A 20,262-nucleotide genomic window follows, 5' to 3' on the forward strand; every position below is an offset into this window, starting at 1 on the left:
TCTGTTAAAACGTAAAAGTAGTACGAAGTACACCTACAGTTGTTGTTTCGTTTCTGCTGTCACCTTCTGGGTTAAACAGAACAAATGCACCAGGGGTGATGCTGATATTATCACTGACTTTCACGCGATAATACCCTTCTAAATGGTAAGGAGTCGCTCGATTGTCACCAAGTTGAGCCGAACCACTAGCATCAGTACGGTAAAGGGGTTGACCAAAAATAATCCCCGCATTATTCCCTGACTTGAATAAATCTTGAAAGTGAACTCCCACCATCCAACTTGTAAAGGTGGTGGAAGCATTGACGCTACTAGAAGAAGCATCAACAAACAAGGCTGCACCATAACCAGACAAGGCTATCTTGGGAGACAATCGCCATGTTACCGTACTCCCAACAGAGTCGAGCGCGACCGGTGTCCCAGCCGCAACCCCTCCTAAAGCACCAATATCATCACTAACTAATCCTGTACCCAAAATATTGATTTCGTGATAGCTGTGGGCATAGTTGAGAGCAATATCAAGAGCGCTACTTGGCTTCAAGGTTAACTGTGCGGCTACAACACTACTACCACTAAACAAACCTGCTCCCAAAGGTGTAGTAGAAACTCCTGGTACTGCCTCACTAGCAGATTTTTCGGGTAAATTGGCATTTACGCTGCCGTATAAAGCTCTGAAATCCAAATTTGGCGAAATATTAAAAATAAATCCCGCCGCCGATGCCAAACCAGTACCCGAAGTTCCACCAGAAACCCGTAGCACAGGATTCAAGCCGGCGAAACGAGATATTGACTCTTGCCCTTCACCATAAAAAGGCGTAATTGCTGGGAAAGCATCTGATGTTTCCGCCGCAGTTCCCGCAAACAAGGTTAATTTCTCAGCGACGGGAAAGATATACAGTAATTTGTAAAGCTGAACACTGTTTGCACCAACACTCGACAAAGTATTGACATTTAACCCCGGAAATTGTGGCTCAAAACTGGTACGTGCGCTACTCGCACTTAAAAGCGGCGCAGCTAATCCTAAACTTTCTTGTAGGCTACCCTGTCCATTGGCTCCACCCAAAAAGTTATAAGCTTGCAATCCAGTAATTAATAAATCTTTACCAGTAAAGCTCGTGGTGAGATTTAACCGCACTCTATTTACTAGGATGATATTAGGATCGCTCTTATTAGGAGCGCCGCCGGTAGCATCAATAGCAGCAATAATGGCCTCACCATTAAGTTTGGTAGTAGTAGAAAACTGATTTGCTTGTAGTTCTGCTGTGCGTTCTTCTACAGCATCGACTCGACCCCGTAATGTTACCAATTCCGCAGCAAATTGTTCTTGTAGTTTCTGCAACTTGGCTAAATCTTCTTTTTTGACCAATTCAGCAGTTGATGTAGTAATTAGTTCATTGATTCGAGATAAACAAGCATTTAAGCCAGCCGCAAATTCATAACGAGTCATCGCCCGATTACCCCGATAGGTTTGATTGGGATAACCTGCGATACAACCATAGCGTTCAACTAAAGATTGTAGTGCTTGAAAAGCCCAATCTGTCGGCTGTACATCAGACAATTGGGATACGGATGTTACTTGTGCAAGTTTGTCTGATGCTTGAGATGAGTTTGCAGATTGGGCTGTGATTGTCTGTAAAGAATTCTTAGCAGAACTAAACTCTAAATCTTTTTGGCTTTCATTAGCTATCAGTAATTTACCAGAAATAGCATTGGCTAAATTGCTTTTGTGAAAATCAACTTTCTCATGGCTATCAACATCTTGATAAATTACTAAGTTTTTATTGCCAATCTCTAAATTAGAAATGGCTTGTACTGGTGATAACCCAGAAATTAAGCATAAAAAGCCTACTCCCCCAGCATAAGCTAGTAGATATTTTGCCATGATAACTCCCAATCTATATCTGAACTAGTGACAAACTTAATTGCGATATTTCAATGGTATTGATAAGTAAATTTAAAGTATCTTTAGCAAGATAGTCTTGTTAACTTTAAAATTTGCATATCAGAAAAGTTATTTCTGATTTGACTTATCAAAACATCAGTTTATATCGCAAGTATTAAATTATAGTAAATACTATTTTTGCAAAGAATTAACAATTAGTACTATTGATAATTTTGATAATTACTATTGACAAAATAATAATTAGAGTAGTGTGCTTTTATGGTATCGGATATAAGATAAACAGTTATTAAATATAGCAATCCTAAATCATTGCTGAATAAGCAGATCCCCGACTTCTCTAAGAAGTCAGGGATCTAAGTCTTTTGATTTGAACGAAATCAAATTTGAATTACCCAAAGGGGTTTATCTTTTTGCTAATTCTGGAGTTCGCCCCTTTAAGCCAATCATCAATTTCAGCATAAATACTTTTAATACAGGTACTCGCTGCAATAACCATAAACCGAGGCGACGAACTACCACCACAGGGAAGAAATTATTAGAAAACATCCGATCTAACAAATCGGTGAAACCTAAAATTGTCAGATTCTCTAACTTGCGCCAGCGTTCATAACCTTTGAGAATCTGAATATCGCCAATATCTTTACCCGCCTTGTGCGCTGCTTGAATTATTTGCGCCAAAGCTGCTGCATCCCGAATACCCAAATTTAAACCTTGTCCGCCGACGGGATGGCAATTGTGCGCCGCATCACCAATTAATGCTAGTCGAGGGAGAACATAGCGATCGCTTTGCATGAGTTGCACCGGAAAAACAAAGCGATCGCCTAGCAATTCCAATTTCCCCATGCGATCGCCATAGCGACGGCTGAGTTCTGCCAAAAATTGCTCGTCGTTTAAAGCACACAAAGCTTTTGCTTCTTCATGAGGCGCAGTCCAGACAATGCGGCAACGGTTCCCCGGTAGAGGTAAAATCGCAAAGGGGCCGCTAGACCAAAATCTTTCGTAAGCGGTGTTATTGTGGGGTTTTTCTGGTTTGACAAATGCTACAATACAAGATTGCCAATATTTCCAGCCAGAAGTTTTGATTCCAGCCGCTTGGCGAATTGGCGATCGCGATCCATCTGCTGCTACAACTAATTTGCTGCGAACTGTGCTTAACTGATTGGCAATTTTGATATCAATGGCGACTATATTCTGCTGGTATTGCGTATTTACCACTTCCGCCGGACACAGATAAGTCACATTTGGGCAATCTTTGACAAAATCTTGCAACGGCTGCAACAGTGCTTGATGTTCCGCCACATAACCCAATTCTGCTGTATTTATATCATCTGTAGTAAATTCCACCACATTAGGAGAATCGGCATCCGAAAGGCGAACGCGGTAATATTTGGCTATTTCAGGCAACATTTTGTCCCAAACGCCAATACCTTGATAAATTAGCGACGAAAGCTGATGAACAGCATAAGCTTGTCCCTTAGCTACCGCCGCAGATGCCACTTTCGCCTCAATTAGCAAAATACTCAAACCAGAATCTTTTAAAGCAGAGGCTAGAGTTAACCCAATAATCCCACCGCCGACAATTACCAAATCATATTCATATCCCCGCTCATTTGGCGGTGTTGGTTGAGGGGAAAGAGTTTGCTCAAGCTGCGTTATGGTCATTGTTAAGTTAGATTACAGCGTCTTAACTATTATTTTGACGCGATCGCGCCTCCTTGAGCAACTTTAAAAGCTAAACTAAGCATTTCTTCCTTCTCTTCCTTTGTGTACTTTGCGTCCTTTGCGGTTCGTTTCCCTAATTTTGCATAAACCCTAAATTATTTACTAACTCGATAAATTGGTCTAACCTGACGATAAGTATTAAGTAAGCTGAGAAATTTCTTACCATCAAAATTTATCGGGTCAACTTTTTTACCAGAACGGTCTACTAGATGGTGCGTAGTGATGCGATGATCTGGAACTTGACTTTGAGCAATTAACCAAGCAAGAGAATGATATTGAGCTTCCGTATAGCCGCTATGGGTTTGTTCGCTGCTACTGTCATAACTATCTGGCGGTGTTTCTAAAGAGACGTGATAAGCAAAATTATTCACAGATGCGGGCAAATTCGGATTAGTCTGCACAGTTTCCACTCCCTCGGAACCATCAAATACTGAGTTAGCTGCACCAAAAGCCCGCTTTTCTGGCGGTACTAGATAAACCACCGTTCCGTCTAACTTGACTAAAGCGTGGTAACTTGCTTGCACACCTTCATCAGTATGGGCTACTTGAAAGAAATTAACGGCGCTGGAAGCAGAATAACCAGTTTCATGGAGGACAATAATCGGTTGGTTGTGGAGAGTTACACCGTTCACATCTTGGGCGTACCGTTCTCCATAGTTACTGGGGTCAACCGAAGCAACTTGATAACTAGGTCTGTAGCGTGCAAAAGCTTGAGTAGTTACATACCTTGCTACAGTCTGGTTAATCTTGACTGGGGACTTGATAACATTTTGGAATTTCTTCTCTGGCTCTTTCGCCGATTGGAATTGCGCCTGGGGATATGGACTGAAAGCTGTAACCTGTGGATTGGATATACGGGATATTGTCGGATTGTTGTGTAATTTTGTCGCTCGTCCAATTAGCAGCACTACGATTAGAGTGGCGAACATCAGCCAGATTAGTAGCACCCTAGTCACCCAGTCTGTAAACTTCATTTTTCTAATACCCGTAAAAAGGTAGATATTAATTTATAGCTAAACTGGCGTATCCTTCGTAGAGGCGCACTTCTGTAAACCCCTACAGTTTATGGTATCCAAATAATAATCGCTATAATACCTTAATTCTAGTCAAATATACCTTGATAATACCTGCAATAGTGCTGTTAAAAGCTATTTAATTTCAATGCTGTGGGTAGTAGCAAAAAAATTTGTAGGTTGGGTTGAGCATTGCTCAACCCAACCTACATCTAATCCCGCATTTCTCACAAGCTCCCCTGCTCCCCTCGCGGGTGAAGTAATAAGTAATAAGTAAGATTCTTTACTCATTACTTATTACTTATTACTTATTACTCTTTACTTATTTAATTAATGAGATGTGGTGAGAAATCCAGGTAATGCACTATTTTAGCTGTGTCACGCTAACACGGTTTAGTTAATAGTTTGTTCGATCGCAGGAATGAGCTTATGGTCTCAAGACTCAATACCGGATCTACTAATTATAATGGCGTAATCCAATAAATAATACCTCGAATAGTTTGTTTTTTAAAACCAAACAGAGGTAAACTTTCTTCAGATAAACCCACATAAGTCCAATGTGGAACATCATTTTCTACTGTTTGAAACCAACCATTTTGATTCAGAGCTTTTCTCTGTTCTTTAGTGCCTATGCGTAAATCAATCGCTAGTCCTAAAAGATGTTGTGAAGTTCCGGGAGGTGCAACTAAACCGAGAATTTTTGTTTCTTTACCCTGTTGAACTTTTGCTAAAACTTGATTGTTAGCATATTTATTCCAAAATTTTAAATTAGTGTTGAAAGTGCGAGTACAATCACCAGAGCCATAACCAGATTTTAGCGGAATCTGTTGCTGCGATCGCGCTTTATTTAAAGCATCAGCCGCCGATTTTTGCAAATAACAGTCGTTGGTGCCATCAATATTACCCATTGTTAAATTAGTTTGAAATTCTTGGGTTTCTTGTTCGTTGGCAAAGATATCTTTTAACGGCAGTTTAATCCCAATATCGGGATTTACGAATACTGCACCATAGCTTCGCAGCAAAGTATATTCATAAGTACCAGGCTGGGGAATTGTGGTTAATTTTCTAGCGATCGCAGATAAAAAACGCTGTTGAGGATTTAATTTGACATCGGGAATAAATGGTTCTGATGTTGCCTTTTTAGAGCTATCTGTACAAGGTAATGAATCGTTAATCAAGCATTCTTGTAATGGTTGAGCAGTTATAGCAACTTTGTGGTGGGTAATCTCATTGCTAGCTACTAATACAAAAACTATCAAGATAACTATACTGATAAAACTTGTCTTTCTAATAAACCTACTAATATTTTTTTGATTTGGAAGGGTGAGTTTCATTTTTAAATAATTGCTTAGTGATTCAAGAATAAAATTAAGAATATTTGAGAAAATATCTATGATTGATCATTGAAAATCACAGATGATTTCTCGGCGTTGAGCTATAGTTTCATCCAATTTAGATAAAATATTTAATACATACCAGTTAGAAATTAATTGGTGCTGGCTAACGATATGAACAATAGCTGCGATCGACAACCCGGAACGTTGTCACAAATTTTAAAAAGATGATATTTTTCCCATCTTAGTAGAGTTAAAAAATGGAACCTTGCCTTTAATTGAGTACTAGTAAATTTGATAACTTTTTTATCAGAAAGTTACATCCATGAAACCACTGGAACAGTTAAAATTGAAAAGAACTCTAAGCTTGCCGATCCTGTAAGTATGACCATGCACAATTCCGTTGAATTCCAAGACGCTTTTGATGTCATAGTCGTCGGTGCAGGTCACTCCGGTTGCGAAGCGGCTCTCGCCTCTGCACGCCTCGGTTGTCGTACCCTGCTATTGACGCTCAACTTGGATAAAATCGCTTGGCAACCTTGTAACCCAGCAGTAGGTGGCCCAGCCAAATCTCAGTTGACTCATGAGGTAGATGCACTCGGCGGAGAAATTGGTAAAGTAGCAGACCGCACCTATCTGCAAAAACGTATCCTCAACTCTTCACGGGGGCCTGCTGTTTGGGCATTACGCGCCCAGACTGATAAGCGCGAATATGCAGGGGTGATGAAAAATATTGTTGAGAACCAAGAAAACTTGACAATCCGCGAAAGTATGGTAACAGATTTGGTGCTGGGTGCTAACGGTGAAGTCATTGGGGTTGAAACTTATTTTGGTGTCGGGTTCCAATGCAAAGCAGTCATCTTAACAACCGGCACCTTTTTGGGAGGCAAAATTTGGGTTGGTAACAAATCAATGCCAGCCGGACGTGCTGGAGAATTTGCAGCTGAAGGATTGACACAAACCCTGAATCGCCTGGGATTTGAAACCGGTAGACTGAAAACTGGAACCCCAGCACGGGTAGACAAGCGATCGGTAGATTATAGTAAAATGCTCATCCAGCCAGGTGATGAAGATGTGCGCTGGTTCAGCTTTGACCCAGATGTGTGGGTGGAACGGGAACAAATGCCTTGCTATATCACCCGCACAACCGCCGAAACCCATCGCCTAATTCAAGAAAATTTACACCTGTCGCCAGTTTATGGCGGTTGGGTGGAAGCCAAAGGGCCGCGTTATTGTCCCAGTATTGAAGATAAGATTGTCCGCTTTGCCGATAAGGAAAGCCACCAAATCTTTATTGAACCGGAAGGAAGGGATATACCCGAACTTTATATTCAAGGGTTTTCTACAGGGTTGCCAGAAAATTTGCAGTTGCAAATGTTGCGGACTCTCCCCGGTTTGGAAAAATGTGTGATGCTGCGTCCGGCTTATGCAGTGGAATATGACTATTTACCAGCAACTCAGTGTTACCCCACACTGATGACTAAAAAGATTGCAGGGCTATTTTGTGCTGGGCAGATTAACGGCACCACAGGTTATGAAGAAGCCGCAGCTCAAGGACTGGTGGCGGGAATTAACGCCGCTCGATTTGTTCGCTCTCAAGAAATGATTGTGTTTGCCCGCGAGCAAAGTTACATTGGGACGCTAATTGATGACCTGTGTACAAAAGACCTGCGAGAACCTTATCGGATGCTCACCAGTAGGTCAGAATACCGATTGCTATTGCGTTCTGACAATGCCGACCAACGCCTGACACCCTTGGGACGAGAAATTGGTTTAATTGACGATCGCCGTTGGGATATGTTTACTAAAAAACAGGGTAATATTACCACAGAAAAACAAAGATTGCAAGTCACACGAGTTAAAGAACATGATGAAATTGGAATAGCGATCGTATCTGATACCCAACAAGCAATTAAAGGTTCAATTACTCTCAACGACTTATTGCGCCGTCCCGGATTCCATTACGTTGAACTCGACAGGTTCGGATTGGGAAACCCCAACCTCAACCGAGCCGAGAAAGAAGGCGCAGAAATTGACATCAAGTATTCTGGCTATCTTGCTAGGCAACAAAATCAAATTGACCAAATTGCTCGCCAAGCCCACCGCCAGTTACCTGGGGATTTAGACTACACAACAATTGATACTCTATCTATTGAGGCACGGGAAAAGCTGACTCACATAAAACCACTTACTCTTGGTCAAGCTGCACGTATAGGTGGTGTAAACCCAGCAGATATTAATGCCTTATTATTATATCTAGAATTGCGTAGAACCAAGAGCCAGCCAGAGTTTCCAGCGTTAGCTTAACACAAGCTTGATAAAGACTGAGTATAGTAGTAGGGAGAGAGATTGGTATGATAGATGACATAACTATTAGTACTGGCATCATCAACAATCCCCAGATGAAAGTTGAATTTAATACCAACACTCAATCAACTTATCTCAATCAGATGAGGGATTGGATGTTTCATTATTCAGGAGGCAGAACGCAGGAGTAACCCACGCACAACTGTATAGGATTGGGGCAAGACCGGAGGCAAAGCTGTTCCACTCTTTGTATCTCGCTCGACACGTCTCAATACAATTCTGATTTTTAATCCGGTAAATTACTTAGAACTAAAGTTTTTTATTCATACTTCTTTCCTCCAGTAAGAATTGCCCTCTACCTGCTGCCTCCTCTGATAATCCTAATTTCCAAGCAGTGTCTATGAAACAAGTTTCACCACCAAGTATGAAAGAGGGACTGGGGACTGGAAACTGGGAACTGGTATTTTTACTCAGCACTCAGCACTCAGCACTCAGCACTTTCTAGGCAGTAGGGGTGGCGTTTCCTCATCCAAGCAACAACCCAGAACGTCTATGTTACAAGAAGCCAGCACCCGTCTCATAGTACCAGAACCATCAGAAGACTTAATCACCAACGAGCCTTGGTCGATAGAAAACTATGCTGATGGCCTAATGGATGAACTCTTTGCCGATATCGACTACATTCTGGATGCTAGTGGTAATCTACCTTCTCAAACTGTTAGGCACGGTAGTCAGAACCGATCGAGCCACTCTGTTGCTGGAGTTTCCGCCCAAGCTCAACGCCAATCGCCTCCAGAATACGTCCCTCTGCAAACAGTTACGATACCACAGATTATCTTACCGAACACACTGAACCAACCAGTGCAGTCAGTTGTTCAAGATAACCACAAGCAATTGAGTACCGTTGTATTTGACACCGCCACCGTTAAATCAGTTAATAGAAAGCGCCAGAAAAATAGTCAGGTTTTGGGCAAACTGCTGATTATCGGCACAACTTTAGGCGTGGCGATCGCTAGTACGATCTACTTGGTGCAGTCTGGAGTCGTATATCTTTTAAATAACAAATTGCCTGAGTCAGCGCTGACAGTGCCGCAACCGCAGTCACCGGTAAAACCAGAAATTGAGGCAGAGTTAGTTGACTATATGCTGCAATCACTGGCAGTTATAGATAAGCAAGAAGTAAAAAGCAATCAAAAATCTTTCAGTCCAAGATTCTCCAGTCAGGCAAATACTAACCAAATAGCCCTTGGTCGTGAGCAAGTAACTGGTAATCTACCAGCACTTCCACTTCTAGCTAACAATACACCGCCAGCCCCCAACCGTTCTGGAAGTGTTGTTGAGCGCATCTACGTTCCAGTTTATCAAGCTCCGTCACCAATGCGCTACGCCCTTCCAGCCATTCCGGGGACTCCCACACTTTTACCACAAGTTCCCAGTGCATTACGGGCATCTCAACCTAATGTTGTGAAAACTGCCCTGAATACAGTGCGACAAGCTGCCAAGCCTGTGACTGTCAATATGCTAGCTGCTGCTGTCAGAGCCGAACTCAAACCTGTGGCGGCCAAAACAGCACCGATTAGCGTGCGCCAAACACCCAAGCCTTTACCTGCATTACCAGTAGTTCCATTGCGTGCTGCACTCGCGCCAGAGTCAGAACCAACTATTACCCAGGAACAAGTATATCCGCCAACTGCGATCGCAGAAGCTCCAGCTCCGAGTAATACCTTAGAGGGATTGCTAGAGTTGGGGAACAAATCAGCCGCTTTGTTTAAAATCGATGGCGTGACTCGCCGGATCAATATGGGTGAAAACATCGGCTCAAGCGGTTGGACACTAGTAGATGTCAGTAATGGCGAAGCAGTTGTTCGACGTAACGGCGAAGTGCGATCGATTTACGCCGGACAGAAATTATAAATGTTTTCAGCCACTGCCTGGGTTGAGGAGGGTTTAAAGATTAAACTCATCTATCACCATTAACAGTACTGCGATCGGCAATAATTGATTGAAATAATTTGATTGCCCCTTTATAGCCTTAACATTATCAGCTTTATTGGCAGCAAGATCGCTTTTACCTATACCAGACTCTAGTAACTATTGAGTGACGATTATAGCATTTTTTTGTGAGGCTGCTTTGCGTCTACGTTTTTCTTTATTATACTTAGATATCCTTTAGCGCATCTTCATACAGAATTGGTAAGCTGAAAAACATCTAAATTGAATGTAATGAATTTCCCTACCTAAAGAGGGTTCACAGAAATAAATTTCAATGTTAGAACTATAACTTGTGTTTATAGTTTCACTACGGTGACTATTTGAAAACCTACATTTTGCACATATCTTGCTTAACCAAGATATATTTAACTAAAAAAAAGTTAGTTTGCTAATTGATGTAATCCTCAAACTTCACCAATATGAAACAACCTAACTATTTTCAAAATACTTCTAAAAATTCTTTAAGAGAAAAGTATCATCTTTACAAAGGCGAAAAGCTGAGTTGGCTTCAAGTAGCTCTCCGGCTTGAAAGCTCAATTATCTCTATAATTCTTCCTTGGGTAATTTTTTGTACTATTTATGGTACTCTCATATCATTTTTAGATCATTTAGGATTACCAATAGCATTTTCAGATTCCAACAATATTCTTACCAATGCTGTTTTAAGTTTTAATATTGGCTTTACATTACTATTAGTATTTCGGACAAATACAGCCCATGAGAGATTTTGGGAAGGTCGTCAATTATGGGGATCTTTAGTTAATACATCGCGTAACTTAACTCGTGGTATTTCGATAATAGTTAAAGAGAAGACACTGCAAGATAAATTAGAAAAGGAGGCAATACTTAGGTTAGTAACTGCTTTTGCAGTTGCAATGAAGTTACATCTAAGATCGGTGCCTTTAGACTCTCAGTTAGCATCATTAATATCTGAAAGACAATATTTGCAACTCCAGGAGAGTAATCATCCTCCACTACAAATTGCTTACTGGATAGGAGATTACTTGCAGTATCAGCATGACCGAAATTGTCTAAATGTCTATCAACTCACTACTCTGCATAACTGTGTAGATGATTTAGTAGATATTTTAGGCGGTTGCGAACGCATTTTAAAAACGCCACTGCCTTTGATATATACTATTAAACTTAGACAACTGTTATTAATGTTTTGTCTGATATTACCTTTGGAAATTGTGAGCTTTTTAAATTGGTGGACTGGTATAGTAATGGCTTTTGTAAGTTTCACATTATTAAGTATTGAACAAATTGGCTCAGAAATCGAAGAACCTTTTGGGTTCGATCCCAATGATTTACCTTTAAATGCAATTTGCAATACAATCTCAAACAATGTAGAAGAATTAATTAGGCTTACTTCTAACAATGTTCGTTCTTATTAAATCCATAAACTTTTCAAACCTCGTTTCCAGTCTCTGGCTGGAAATTATGATCCTTGCGGCTCTGCCGCAAGTCAAGAGGCGGAGCCTCTCAAAGGCATTCCCAGTCGGAGACTGGGAACGAGGCAATGTCTAAAAATCCTAGATAATACTGAAGTGAAAAATCCAATTGCTTAATAAATACTTCGCCAAGCTTTTACCGTCCCTTTACCAATTTCGCTATCAACAGTTTGACCGGCTTCCAATATTAGTCTGATATTTAAGTTCTCATCGGGAGCATTTTTTAAAGCGGTGGCTAATTCTTGACTGACAGCAAAAGTGCCGGTGGAACCGTCTAATTGAAAAACTTTTTCCCTGACCTTGAGCAAAAGTTTATCAACTTTTTTGGTACTCACAAACCTAAGATAGTCAGGTCTGGGATACACACGACCTGCGGTATAAAACGAAGACCTTGCTTGACTAGAATTTACTGTCACCAGTACTCTAATGCTTGAATGAGTCCACAAACTAATAACTTGCTTTGAACCCTCACGGTACAAATATCCACCTAAGAAGTTGCGGTCAAAAACCCCAAAAAGCTCGCCTTCAAAGGGATCAACAATTCTCACGGGTTTCGACCAAGGTACATCCATATCAGGCGACAGTCCTGCTGATTTGACCACTGGCAAATCGCTTGATGCTTGGGCAAAGTTAGCTACTTTTTGAAGAGTGAAAGCATCACAAAGTTGAGGGGAAAGTATAGCCAAGCTAGCCCCAAAAAGAAGAACTGGAATCGTTTGCGGTAACTTCATCATAAGTCAGGGGTATAATCTTCAACGAGTTCTTACTGCAAAACGGTTTGCCTCACTTCAATTGGTTCACCCGTCAAGCTAAAAGGGCGAACTTCGGTAATTTTTACCTTCACTAACTGCCCTTTGAGTTCTTTGATGTTACCAGTAAAAAAGGTCAAGCGATTACCGCCAGTGCGTCCCATTACCTGGGTTGGATCTTTAGGATTTTGGTCTTCTACTAAAACTTCTTCAATGCGTCCAAAGTAACGTTGCGATCGCTCTGCTACTTTCGAGTTTCCCAGATGATTGAGCCGTTGCAAGCGATCGCTTTTAATTTCTTCACTTAGTTGATTCTCCCACAAAGCGGCTGGTGTTCCTGGACGCGGTGAATAGGCTGCTGTATTCAACATATCAAAGCCAATATCTTCCACCAGTTTCAGGGTATTTTCAAACTGTGCTTCTGTTTCTCCAGGAAAACCGACAATCGCATCGGCACTAATGGAGGCATCTGGCATATACCGCCGAATGGTATCGATAATCCGGCGATATTTCTCATGGGTATAACCCCGCGCCATCGCTTTTAAAAGTTCATTATCCCCAGATTGAAAGGGAATGTGGAAGTGTTCGCACACCTTGGGCAATTCAGCACAAGCCTGAATTAATCTCTCAGTAAAATAACGGGGATGGCTAGTAGCAAATCTTAACCTTTCAACTCCTGGCACATCATGCACATAATAAAGCAAATCTGTAAAGTTGTGCAGATGCCGACCTTCCGGTGTCACTCCCGGTAAATCTCTGCCGTAAGCATCAATATTTTGACCGAGTAGAGTAATTTCTTTGTAACCTTGCCGTCCTAATTCTGCCATTTCCGCCCGGATAGCTGATGGCGTGCGAGATTGTTCAATACCGCGCACATTGGGAACCACGCAATAGGTGCAGCGTTCGTTACAGCCGTAAATTATATTTACCCAAGCGGTTACTGTACTATCCCGTCGCGGCTGGGTGATATCTTCAATAATGTGAACTGCTTCGGTTGCGACAACTTGATTGCCTTCAAACACCGACTCCAACAAATCTTTCAGGCGGTTGGCGTGTTGTGGCCCCATTACCAAATCTAATTCTGGGACTCGCCGCAATAGCGCTTCTCCTTCTTGCTGGGCAACACAACCAGCAACAATGAGCGTTAAATCAGGCTGCTCATGTTTGCGCTTTGCTTGTCTGCCGAGATATGAATATACCTTTTGTTCAGCATTATCCCGAATTGTGCAGGTATTGTAGAGAATCACATCTGCATGATTCGGGTCTTCGCACCACTCAAAGCCCATGTCTTCCAAAACGCCAGCCATGCGTTCTGAGTCAGCTTTATTCATCTGACAACCGAAAGTAGTGATGTGGTAGTGGCGTTTAGAAGTGGTCATGGGCAATTATGCTGAATCAGCGTAATGTATGTAAGGTTTATTTCTATTCTATAACGCTCTTAACCGGCTTCAGGAATGCTGAGTATCTCGTGCAAACATTAGCGGTGATGAAATTCCACCTCTTTCTCCAAAATCCTGATGTCATAGCTGCCAAAGAAATCATGACCCAGTAAGCCGATACTTGCTTTTGGTGCGATCGCTACTTGAAGATTGTTGGCTGTAATTCCACCTGCTGCAATAGATTTTACCTTACTGGTTGAAAATTCTACTTCACTACCATCGGCAATTTGGGCTTGCATTGTACCTGTAGTTTGTAGTTTAAGTGTATTCGCCATATCTTGAGTGATAATCGTTCCACTAGCACCTGTATCTACAATCATCTCAAAGGTTTTTTTCTCATTGAAGGTGACATCAATCACAGGAGTTCCACCAAAACGGCGTTTGATTGAGACTCGAAAAACTCTATTGTCTGAAGGTGCAGTTATTATATTGCCACAAATCCTTCCCAATCCAACGGTTTTACCAGAAGAAGTTATCATATAACACGCTCCTGGATCGTCTGCTATTGTCCGATGAGAGAATGCTAAAAATATCAGCGTCGGCATTAGTGCAATTGTAGCTAGATTAACGGTTGTAATCCAACGCTTCCAAGCATTCTTCATGTTATACTGCGCTCCATTTTTTCTGATTATTCTTAATAACTAAATTCATCATGGCGGCTGTAAAACATGGTGTTATAAGAACGGGGTAATTTGATATAAAAAATAAAGTTTTATCTTTTGTAAATAGATATTTAAAATAATTATGTTAGTTTTAAACTAGCTATATATATCGAAAATATGAAATTACATCTTACTCAATATATTTTACCTAGAATTACTGATTGAAATTTAAAGATTAGGTAAAGACATGATGAAACTACTTAGAGCCGATTCAATCTGACATACTAAGAAGTTAGATCAGAGAAATTTGTTAGCTTACTCAAAGCTTGCTGCTGCATTTACAGCAGTTGCAATCGCATTTTTAACAGCAATATCTTTTTGTTCTAAGATGATATTTTCACCATCAGTACGTGAAGCAACTACACCGCAAATAGCAGCAGCAGCAAAATTATATACTCCTGCCATTTTGAATAGTGTGCCGCATTCCATCTCGTAATTCAAGATATTCAAGCGCCGATATTCTTCTGTGATGCCATGCAGCGATCGCATTAAATTTGGATTGGCTGAATTAGTACGTTCTTGTCCTTCGTAAAATGTATCAACTGATGCCGTAATTCCGATGTAATGTTCAACCTTTAATTCTCGTGCAGCTTTAACTAAAGCGACTGTCAGAAACGGATCGGCTGCGGCTGGATATTCCACAGGTGCAATGTCATAAGCTGCACCTTGGCGACATAATGCTGCACTGCTAATAACAACACTACCGACTGGTATATAAGATTGAATTGATCCGCAAGTTCCAATGCGAATAATTTGTCTGATTCCTACTTGTATTAGCTCATTAACTACAATACTTAATGAAGGCGCACCCATACCACTTGTAGCTGATAAAATGGGGCGACCATTGGGTAAGTATCCTAGATAACTATTGAGTCCGCGATTTTCTGACAACACGCGTACATCTTGTAAATAAGTTTGGGAAATTAGGTGCGATCGCTCTGGATCGCCAGATAATAGAGCAATGCTGGGAGGCGATGAACCTAAATCGTCTTGTCCAAAGCCAATGTGATAGAAACGTTTATTTGGCATTCAATTTTGGATTTCAACTTTTAGATTATCTTACTACTTATAGCAATCCTAAATTATTTGTAAAAAGTTAGATTCCCAACTTCTTTAAGAAGTCGGGGATCTTTTTATTCATAACTCATTAGGATTACTATATAACTCCTGTTTTACTTAAAATCTCCTCCTTCCCATATCTGAAGTTGTCTTTCTGCCGCAACTATGCAATTAAGATGCTTGGGTGGATAGAGAAAATGATCGTAAGCTAATGCCATCTGTCTAGCAGCTTCAATATATGGCACTCGTCCTATTCCCGTACCCAATCCAGGACAAGCAATAGTGTTAATTTTTTGCCTAGTATATTGATTATGCTGGCGAACTGCTAGCAGCATCGCCCACATCGCAATATAAGGAATATCAGTCCCAGCAATAATCATCGGGACTCGCATCGTAGGAGTATGAGCCAAAAAAGGATGCTTGTGATGACCTGTTTCCACAATCATTGATGTTCCCACAGGCTGTTCACCCAAATAATTTTCAAGAATGCGCTGCTGAACTCTTGCCATTAAGGAATGACCGAAAAAACGGATAATTGCCGCATCTATGCCACCATCCATCATTCCAAAAGAGTTAGCAGGGCTGACCATACAATCAAAATCTGGCAACCACTCGAAATAGTCATTCACTATTTCTACATTGGGTAAATAATTAAAATGCTGTTCAAAGGCTGCACACAACAAAGAGTCAGGAGCTACCAATATCAGTTTCAAGCTTTCATTTCCTCCGCTTGAATACCTATTCTAAACGTCAGCTAGGGCAAACATCAACTGTTTCTTTGTATTATCAGCCTTGTCTTTTTATTGCACTACATATATAATACAAAATATTTGATTTGGTAAGCTAATCTTTTTGGCGATCGCTTCCAATACCAAAGAAATTGACTCCAGGCTGGACACATTGATCGCTAATCGTCTTGCTGATTTTCTGGCGAGTAAGGAACACCTAACCCCTGGGGCGGTATAGATTTACCAGCTAATCCTAGTAATGCAAATAAAGCAATCGTGTACGGTAGCATAACTAAAAATTGATAAGGAATATTTGCACCTACTGCTTGAATTCGTAACTGTAAAGCTTCTGTAGCACCAAATAAAAAACAAGCCAAAGTACTACCTAAAGGATGCCACCTACCAAAAATTAATGCTGCGATCGCAATAAATCCTTTACCTGCACTCATACCTTCTGTAAAAAACTTTATTTGCACCAAAGTGAGATCAGCCCCTCCTAAACTAGCAAGACAGCCACTGACTACTACAGCCAAATATCGTACCCTAGATACTGAAAGCCCAGCAGTTGCAGCAGCTTGGGGATATTCCCCTACCGCCCGCAAAGTCAAACCAAAGCTAGTATAAAATAAAATATAAATACTGCCAGCGACTAAAGTTATCAGTAAATATACAAGAATATCTTGCTGAAACAACAGAGATCCAAGTATAGGTATATTTGCCAGACCAGGAACGATCGTAGGCTCAATTCCTGGTAATCTTTGAGTGCTACTGCCATTAAATACTAACCGCGCTAAAAACGATGTTAACCCCGCAGCTACCAAATTAATCGCTAACCCTGATACTAACTGATTAACATATAAAGTGACACACATAAAAGCGTGAAGTAATCCAACTAATCCTCCAGCAATCAACGCACAGAGAACACCAAGCCAAGGGTTGCCAGTATAAAATGTAGCGACGGCACTAGAAAAAGCACCAGTTATTAACATCCCTTCCAGGGCAATATTTAGCACCCCCGACCGTTCCGAGTACATTCCCCCAAGGGCAGCAAATGCTAGAGGTATGGCTAAACTTAAACTAGCAACTAAGTAATCAGAGAAGAAATTAATATTATTCATTTTTATGGAAACATAGTAATTTATACTGATAAAGTCTGATAGCTTTTTTAAGCTGTATTCTCCAGTCCCCGACAAAAACATCAACTAACGTCTATTTTGACTGCAATTATCTCCAGGGAATAGGCTGACTAAAATGACGATATCTCATCAGGTAGTATATGACACTATATTTTCCTCGACGTAAATTTGTTTTGTATGGTTCAGCTACTTTCGCTACTAGCCTTTTACTGAAAGCTTGCAAGAGCAATCAAAGCACGACACCAACAGTTAGTAGTGGGGAAGGTTTTAAAATAGCGATCGCACTCCCTGGAGCGATTAGTGATAAAGCTTGGAATCAGTCTGGTTACGAAGGCTTAACCCTAGCTAAACAAAAGCTGGGTGCAGAAGTTGCATATCTGGAACAAGTCGCCCAAGCAGATCAAACAGAAGCATTAACAGACTTTGCCCGCAAAGGTTATAATCTTATATTCGCCCACGGTGGACAATTTGATGCAGCCATAGAACAAGTTGCTGCCCAATTTCCCAATACATTTTTTGTGGGTGTAAATGGTAATAACAAGGGAGAAAATATTGCCTCTTTGCGAATAGACCACTTGCAAGGTGGTTATTTATGTGGCATTATTGGCGCGGCTATGACTAAATCTAATAAATTAGCTTATATTGCTGGACAAGAATTCCCCGCTACCCAAGAAGAAGTACGGGGATTTCAATTAGGAGCAAAATCAGTTAAACCCAATATTCAAATTACTTCTACATTTCTAGGTGACTGGAATGATGTTGCTAAGGCAAAAGAAGCTACACTTGCTTTAATTTCTTCAGGTGCTGATGTCATTTATCAATGGTTAGATAGTGCTTCACCCGCAGTGTTGCAAGCAGCCAGTGATAAAGGAGTTTATGCTTTTGGTAATACCAAAGACCAATTAGATGTTGCTCCCAAAGCAGTCTTAACAAGTGCAGTTAAAAGATTGGATATAGCAATAGCTTATTTAGCAGAACTCGCAAAACAAAAACAACTCAAAGGGCAGATATATAGTATAGGTTTAGAAAGAAAAGATATATTATATTTAGGTCAATTTGGGTCAGCAGTACCCCAAACAGTTAAACAAAATGCTTTAAAAGTTCAACAAGAGATTGTCGATAAAAAAATTATCTTTGAAAATTGTCAGGAAGCGGGTAAAAATACACGTTGCGTCAAAAAAGCATGAACCTGAATGTATTTACGTTTAGAAAATATTAGTAAATGTTTTAACTCATTTGTAGCTAATGACAATATTAGCTTCAGTGTTGATGCTGGTAAAATTCATGGGATTTTAGGTGAGAATGGCGCAGGTAAGACGACTTTAATGAACATTATAAGTGGTCTATATCAACCTGATTCTGGAAAAATTTATCTAGAAGATAAACCAGTAAAAATCACTTCTCCAAATGCAGCAATCAAACTAGGTATCGGCATGATATACCAACATTTTATGCTTGTACCTAAGTTAACTGTTACTGAAAATATCATCCTGGGTAGAGAAAATAGTTGGAGTTTAAATCTTGAGGAAAAACAACAAGAAATTGCGGCTTTATCCCAAGCCTATGGACTAGAAATTAACCCCACAGATAAAATAGAAAATTTACCAGTTGGGACACAACAGCGAGTAGAAATTATCAAGGTTTTATATCGCCAAGCCCAACTATTAATTCTCGATGAACCAACAGCAGTTTTGACACCAACGGAAGTAAAATTATTAATTAATATCTTGCGACAATTGGCGGCGGCTGGCAAGACGATTATTTTTATTAGTCACAAGTTAGAAGAGGTAATTAATCTCTGCGATACAGTCACAGTAATACGAAGAGGTAAAGTAGTAGCGACAACAACAGCGAAAGAAGTGACTTCTCAGCAATTAGCAGAATTGATGGTGGGGCGGGAAGTAGTTTTACAAGTGAATAAATCGGCATTTGTACCAGGAAAAGTGATAGTGTCGGTACAAAATTTGTCAGTTGTTAATGATAGGAATATTCCTGCTATCCGCAATGTTTCATTTGAATTACGGGCTGGGGAAATTTTAGGAATTGCTGGTGTCGATGGTAATGGACAACGAGAATTAGCTGATGCGATGGCAGGTCTAAAAACTATCAATAAGGGTAAGATTGAGTTAAATAACTCTTGTACTCACCAAAAAATAGGTTACATTCCTGAAAATCGGCAAAAAATGGGTTTGGTGTTGCAGTTTAGCATTGCCCAAAACTTGATTTTGAATACTTTCAAAAACTTACCATTCTGCCGTACTTTTTTATTACAACCATCAGCAATCAAAAATCATGCCCAAGTTGCAATGCAAGAATTTGATATTCGGGCGACTGGGGAAGATATCAAGGTAAGCCAACTATCAGGGGGAAATCAACAAAAAGTAGTGTTGGCAAGGGAACTGGCGGGAGAACCAAATTTAATTATAGCGATGCAACCCACACGGGGATTAGATGTAGGGGCGACAAGTGCAGTTCATTCTCAGTTGTTAGCACAACGCGATCGCGGTGCAGCAATCTTGTATATTTCTACAGAGTTAGAAGAAGTGATGGCCATGAGCGATCGCATTGCCGTAATCTACAGAGGTGAGTTTGTCGCTATTTTGGATGCACAGACAGCGACGATAGAAGAAATTGGTTTATTGATGGCTGGGGGGACACGCAGAGGATAAAATGCCAAGCCTTTATATCATTGGTGGTGCAAATGGTTCAGGAAAAACTACCGTGTCCATGAGTTTATTACCAAATTTTTAGACTGCTTTGAGTATGT

The 20,262-nt window shown here is 40.6% G+C and carries 17 protein-coding genes; 6 read left to right on the forward strand and 11 right to left on the reverse strand.

The genetic code is table 11. From position 1 onward, the window contains the following. Positions 1 to 4 precede the first annotated feature (4 nt). The 5 genes from HWQ37_RS05625 to HWQ37_RS05645 form a co-directional block, all read right to left on the reverse strand. Entirely contained in the window at positions 5 to 1,879 is a 1,875-nt protein-coding gene (locus HWQ37_RS05625; RefSeq protein ID WP_292744760.1) for an iron uptake porin, read from the reverse strand. A 423-nt stretch (positions 1,880 to 2,302) separates the two neighbouring features. Next, complete coding sequence (locus HWQ37_RS05630; RefSeq protein WP_292744762.1) at positions 2,303 to 3,562, reverse strand: FAD-dependent hydroxylase; 1,260 nt, start codon at positions 3,560 to 3,562, stop codon at positions 2,303 to 2,305. Positions 3,563 to 3,717: 155 nt separating this feature from the next. Beyond that, complete coding sequence (locus tag HWQ37_RS05635) at positions 3,718 to 4,596, reverse strand: N-acetylmuramoyl-L-alanine amidase (RefSeq protein ID WP_292744764.1); 879 nt, start codon at positions 4,594 to 4,596, stop codon at positions 3,718 to 3,720. 174 nt (positions 4,597 to 4,770) lie between these two features. Continuing rightward, a complete protein-coding gene (locus tag HWQ37_RS05640; protein WP_292744766.1) occupies positions 4,771 to 4,926 on the reverse strand; it encodes a hypothetical protein in 156 nt (51 codons plus the stop codon). Between the two features lie 170 nt (positions 4,927 to 5,096). Further along, positions 5,097 to 5,969, reverse strand: a complete 873-nt coding sequence (locus HWQ37_RS05645) for a D-alanyl-D-alanine carboxypeptidase family protein (RefSeq protein WP_292744768.1) — start codon at positions 5,967 to 5,969, stop codon at positions 5,097 to 5,099. Positions 5,970 to 6,353: 384 nt separating this feature from the next. Between HWQ37_RS05645 and mnmG the strand changes: the two genes are divergently transcribed. The 4 genes from mnmG to HWQ37_RS05665 all read left to right on the forward strand — a co-directional run bounded on the left by mnmG (position 6,354) and on the right by HWQ37_RS05665 (position 11,665). Next, the gene (gene mnmG, locus HWQ37_RS05650) at positions 6,354 to 8,276 is read left to right on the forward strand and encodes a tRNA uridine-5-carboxymethylaminomethyl(34) synthesis enzyme MnmG (protein WP_292744817.1); all 1,923 of its coding nucleotides are present in this window, start codon (positions 6,354 to 6,356) and stop codon (positions 8,274 to 8,276) included. Between the two features lie 47 nt (positions 8,277 to 8,323). Further along, a complete protein-coding gene (locus tag HWQ37_RS05655; RefSeq protein WP_292744770.1) occupies positions 8,324 to 8,467 on the forward strand; it encodes a hypothetical protein in 144 nt (47 codons plus the stop codon). Positions 8,468 to 8,828: 361 nt separating this feature from the next. Then, positions 8,829 to 10,190: a hypothetical protein gene (locus tag HWQ37_RS05660; RefSeq protein ID WP_292744772.1), complete on the forward strand. Its 1,362-nt coding sequence runs from the start codon at positions 8,829 to 8,831 to the stop codon at positions 10,188 to 10,190. A gap of 497 nt (positions 10,191 to 10,687) precedes the next feature. Continuing rightward, a complete protein-coding gene (locus tag HWQ37_RS05665; RefSeq protein ID WP_292744774.1) occupies positions 10,688 to 11,665 on the forward strand; it encodes a bestrophin family protein in 978 nt (325 codons plus the stop codon). A gap of 170 nt (positions 11,666 to 11,835) precedes the next feature. Here the strand turns inward: HWQ37_RS05665 and HWQ37_RS05670 are convergent, their stop codons facing one another. The 6 genes from HWQ37_RS05670 to HWQ37_RS05695 all read right to left on the reverse strand — a co-directional run bounded on the left by HWQ37_RS05670 (position 11,836) and on the right by HWQ37_RS05695 (position 17,477). Further along, complete coding sequence (locus HWQ37_RS05670) at positions 11,836 to 12,456, reverse strand: hypothetical protein (protein ID WP_292744776.1); 621 nt, start codon at positions 12,454 to 12,456, stop codon at positions 11,836 to 11,838. A 29-nt stretch (positions 12,457 to 12,485) separates the two neighbouring features. Further along, the gene (miaB, locus tag HWQ37_RS05675) at positions 12,486 to 13,850 is read right to left on the reverse strand and encodes a tRNA (N6-isopentenyl adenosine(37)-C2)-methylthiotransferase MiaB (RefSeq protein ID WP_292744778.1); all 1,365 of its coding nucleotides are present in this window, start codon (positions 13,848 to 13,850) and stop codon (positions 12,486 to 12,488) included. Positions 13,851 to 13,948: 98 nt separating this feature from the next. Beyond that, positions 13,949 to 14,512, reverse strand: a complete 564-nt coding sequence (locus HWQ37_RS05680; protein WP_292744780.1) for a retropepsin-like aspartic protease family protein — start codon at positions 14,510 to 14,512, stop codon at positions 13,949 to 13,951. A gap of 315 nt (positions 14,513 to 14,827) precedes the next feature. After that, the gene (locus HWQ37_RS05685; protein ID WP_292744782.1) at positions 14,828 to 15,601 is read right to left on the reverse strand and encodes a nucleoside phosphorylase; all 774 of its coding nucleotides are present in this window, start codon (positions 15,599 to 15,601) and stop codon (positions 14,828 to 14,830) included. 143 nt (positions 15,602 to 15,744) lie between these two features. After that, positions 15,745 to 16,344, reverse strand: a complete 600-nt coding sequence (locus tag HWQ37_RS05690) for a macro domain-containing protein (RefSeq protein WP_292744784.1) — start codon at positions 16,342 to 16,344, stop codon at positions 15,745 to 15,747. 194 nt (positions 16,345 to 16,538) lie between these two features. Then, a complete protein-coding gene (locus HWQ37_RS05695) occupies positions 16,539 to 17,477 on the reverse strand; it encodes an ABC transporter permease (protein ID WP_292744786.1) in 939 nt (312 codons plus the stop codon). A gap of 158 nt (positions 17,478 to 17,635) precedes the next feature. Here HWQ37_RS05695 and HWQ37_RS05700 point away from each other — a divergent pair, with 158 nt between their 5' ends. Continuing rightward, positions 17,636 to 18,682, forward strand: a complete 1,047-nt coding sequence (locus HWQ37_RS05700; protein WP_292744788.1) for a BMP family protein — start codon at positions 17,636 to 17,638, stop codon at positions 18,680 to 18,682. A 6-nt stretch (positions 18,683 to 18,688) separates the two neighbouring features. Beyond that, positions 18,689 to 20,164 carry an ABC transporter ATP-binding protein gene (locus HWQ37_RS05705; RefSeq protein ID WP_292744790.1) on the forward strand — a complete coding sequence of 492 codons (1,476 nt, stop codon included), beginning with the start codon at positions 18,689 to 18,691 and terminating at the stop codon, positions 20,162 to 20,164. Positions 20,165 to 20,262 lie beyond the last annotated feature (98 nt).

Origin of the sequence: Nostoc sp. NMS4, from assembly GCF_017115095.1 — a bacterium.
Taxonomy (GTDB): domain Bacteria; phylum Cyanobacteriota; class Cyanobacteriia; order Cyanobacteriales; family Nostocaceae; genus Nostoc.

Excerpts from the sequence above, each read along its gene's own strand:
- HWQ37_RS05660 (WP_292744772.1), top strand. The coding sequence starts at position 8,829 with ATGTTACAAGAAGCCAGCACCCGTCTCATAGTACCAGAACCATCAGAA.
- HWQ37_RS05645 (WP_292744768.1), bottom strand. The coding sequence starts at position 5,969 with ATGAAACTCACCCTTCCAAATCAAAAAAATATTAGTAGGTTTATTAGA.
- HWQ37_RS05630 (WP_292744762.1), bottom strand. The coding sequence starts at position 3,562 with ATGACCATAACGCAGCTTGAGCAAACTCTTTCCCCTCAACCAACACCG.
- HWQ37_RS05680 (WP_292744780.1), bottom strand. The coding sequence starts at position 14,512 with ATGAAGAATGCTTGGAAGCGTTGGATTACAACCGTTAATCTAGCTACA.
- HWQ37_RS05705 (WP_292744790.1), top strand. The coding sequence starts at position 18,689 with ATGTATTTACGTTTAGAAAATATTAGTAAATGTTTTAACTCATTTGTA.
- miaB (WP_292744778.1), bottom strand. The coding sequence starts at position 13,850 with ATGACCACTTCTAAACGCCACTACCACATCACTACTTTCGGTTGTCAG.
- HWQ37_RS05700 (WP_292744788.1), top strand. The coding sequence starts at position 17,636 with ATGACACTATATTTTCCTCGACGTAAATTTGTTTTGTATGGTTCAGCT.
- HWQ37_RS05655 (WP_292744770.1), top strand. The coding sequence starts at position 8,324 with ATGATAGATGACATAACTATTAGTACTGGCATCATCAACAATCCCCAG.
- HWQ37_RS05625 (WP_292744760.1), bottom strand. The coding sequence starts at position 1,879 with ATGGCAAAATATCTACTAGCTTATGCTGGGGGAGTAGGCTTTTTATGC.
- HWQ37_RS05635 (WP_292744764.1), bottom strand. The coding sequence starts at position 4,596 with ATGAAGTTTACAGACTGGGTGACTAGGGTGCTACTAATCTGGCTGATG.
- mnmG (WP_292744817.1), top strand. The coding sequence starts at position 6,354 with ATGACCATGCACAATTCCGTTGAATTCCAAGACGCTTTTGATGTCATA.
- HWQ37_RS05685 (WP_292744782.1), bottom strand. The coding sequence starts at position 15,601 with ATGCCAAATAAACGTTTCTATCACATTGGCTTTGGACAAGACGATTTA.
- HWQ37_RS05670 (WP_292744776.1), bottom strand. The coding sequence starts at position 12,456 with ATGATGAAGTTACCGCAAACGATTCCAGTTCTTCTTTTTGGGGCTAGC.
- HWQ37_RS05665 (WP_292744774.1), top strand. The coding sequence starts at position 10,688 with ATGAAACAACCTAACTATTTTCAAAATACTTCTAAAAATTCTTTAAGA.
- HWQ37_RS05695 (WP_292744786.1), bottom strand. The coding sequence starts at position 17,477 with ATGAATAATATTAATTTCTTCTCTGATTACTTAGTTGCTAGTTTAAGT.
- HWQ37_RS05640 (WP_292744766.1), bottom strand. The coding sequence starts at position 4,926 with ATGAGTAAAGAATCTTACTTATTACTTATTACTTCACCCGCGAGGGGA.